At 46.3% G+C, this 2,154-nt stretch carries 3 protein-coding genes; 1 reads left to right on the top strand and 2 read right to left on the bottom strand.

All coding sequences use genetic code 11. From position 1 onward, the window contains the following. Positions 1 to 486: hypothetical protein (locus ABNT28_RS10905; protein ID WP_348721610.1), on the bottom strand; the 486-nt coding region annotated here is incomplete at its 3' end. Between the two features lie 223 nt (positions 487 to 709). Continuing rightward, a complete protein-coding gene (locus ABNT28_RS10900; protein WP_348721611.1) occupies positions 710 to 1,471 on the bottom strand; it encodes a class II aldolase/adducin family protein in 762 nt (253 codons plus the stop codon). Positions 1,472 to 1,610: 139 nt separating this feature from the next. Between ABNT28_RS10900 and ABNT28_RS10895 the strand changes: the two genes are divergently transcribed. Then, entirely contained in the window at positions 1,611 to 2,096 is a 486-nt protein-coding gene (locus ABNT28_RS10895) for a cupin domain-containing protein (RefSeq protein WP_348721609.1), read from the top strand. The last annotated feature ends 58 nt before the right edge of the window (positions 2,097 to 2,154 follow it).

Below are 2,154 nucleotides of genomic sequence, written 5' to 3'. Positions count from 1 at the left end.
AGCTGCGTTGCGAGACTTAAGTTTCATAGCAATGATTTTATAGACATCAAGGCCAGTGATATCAGCAATTTCCTCAAAGGTGAACGATGTTTCCTTGAGCAATATATTGGCGTGAGTGTCCGGGTTACGTCGAGATTTGCTGTTGGTCCGACGCGCGTTTGCAGCTTCCAAGGCAGCTGCCTTAGCTTCTTCGGCTTTGTCTAAACCGCGATCTTTGGCTTTGTTCACCGCATTTTGCCAGCGTTTTTTTTCTTCTTCTGGGCTCAGTTGAGTTTGTGCCGTATCGCCAGTGTCTGAGCTTTTACGGGGCCTTTGGTGGTATTCTTGGCGCGGCATAGCCTTTTTATCGTCATCAGTGCCTTCAGCCGGTGCAAAGCGAGCAGCTTCTTCCAAAGTCATGTCATGCTTTTGGGCAATGCGTGTCGCGGCTGCGAGCGCGTTTTCACGTTCGCCTTTGTATTTGCTACTATTGGCAAGTTCCAGCAAATTGCGAAAACGGTTTCGTTCAGATTCTGTGAATACGGTACTGATGGCGGACCTCAAAATGTCACTTTACTAGAACCCTCAGTATAACAGACATTATGCCTTAAAGGGTTAACGCCAGTATGAGAGCTGACGTTGAAGTTATTAATATAGAGTTTGGCATGAATATGCGAGCGCAATTTACGTTATTGGAGCTATAACAGGCATGCCCTGACTGCATAACTCATTAACTGTCGAATCCAGGTGCAATGCGCGCATCTAAACGTAGGCAGGCTGGCCAATCTTTTTTGAGGGCTTTTTCTGGGTTTAGGCCATCAAGCTGACTGGCAGCATATTCCAAAACGTCTTCATCAGGCATATTGATTTCACCGCCTCCCGTCATTGCCGCAAGCTGACCTTGGCAAGCAAGTTCCAGGAAGTGGTGGAGAACAAAGGTGTGGCCCACAGAACTTGAGCATATTAGGCAGCCGTGATTGCGCATCAGCATGACGTTTTTATCACCTAGATCGCGAAATAAAGGCGCGCGAAGTTCTTCGTTAAATTCAAAGCCATGAAAATCATGATAGGCGAGCTTTTTATAAAAAGTCAGCGCGTATTGGTTAATGGGCAGGAGGCCTTGCTTTTGCGAGCATACCCCCATGACGGCCAGTGAGTGGGTATGAAAAGCAGCGTTTACATCTGGGCGTTCTTTCATAACACCACAATGGATAACAAAGCCGCCGCCCCAAAGTTGTGGCGTGCCTTCGGTTATCGGATTGCCATCCAAGTCGTATTTGAGCAAATTGGATGCCGTAACTTCGCTGAACATAATATCGACTGGCTTGATCAGTATGTGGTCAGGGTGACTAGGAACACGGGCAGACAAATGATTGTAGGTTAAATCGTCGAATCCGAAATGCGAGATCAAGCGATAAGCAGCAGCAAGGTCAATCCGCGTCTGCCATTCCTCTTCGTTGACTGAACTGCGAACATCGTTGGTACTGGATATTTATTGTAGAGACATTTAAAGTTCCTCCCTAATATAGGTTCGCGTTGGATTTAGTATTTATTAGATTATCAGGCACTTCATCTTGGTTCAAATGCTCTAGACGTTTAGAATTTCAAAATAAAATTTCATTGAGGGTAATATGACAGATCAAATCGCACCTAAATTCCGCCGTGTGGTGACGGGACATGACACCAATGGTAAAGCAAAAGTCATCATTGATGATCTTATACCCAATGTCAGTAGTGGCCGACCAGGTCAAGGTGCACATGTTATTTGGACAACAAATGAGCTGCCAGTTGAGTTTGCTTCTGATGAGGTGGACAAAGGCGCGCGTGATATTGGCACTACAATTGATGGCGGAACAGTTTTTAGAATTGTTGAGTATGGACCAGGCGTCTCACCCCGAAATCACCGCACAGAATCGATTGATTATGCCGTTGTCATTTCGGGTGAAATTAACATGGGCTTGGATGACGGAGCGCAGGTTCATTTAAAAGCCGTTGATGTACTGGTACAACGCGGCACGATCCACAATTGGGAAAACCCTGGGGCGGAGCCGTGTGTCATCGCGTTTACACTAATTAGCAGTAAGCCGCTTGAAGAAGTTGGCTGGGCAGTTGGGTGAAACGAATAACTAAGCCGCTGCAGAAAGTCTTCTAGCTTTGGTCAATTTCTTGGCATGT

Source organism: uncultured Candidatus Puniceispirillum sp. (genome assembly GCF_963979125.1).
GTDB lineage: Bacteria > Pseudomonadota > Alphaproteobacteria > Puniceispirillales > Puniceispirillaceae > Puniceispirillum.
The sequence above is the reverse complement of the archived record's forward strand: the minus strand, read 5'-3'. Positions and strand labels throughout refer to the sequence as shown.

Bases quoted from the DNA above. Each gene is read 5' to 3' on its own strand.
- ABNT28_RS10895 (WP_348721609.1), top strand. From the start codon at position 1,611: ATGACAGATCAAATCGCACCTAAATTCCGCCGTGTGGTGACGGGACAT.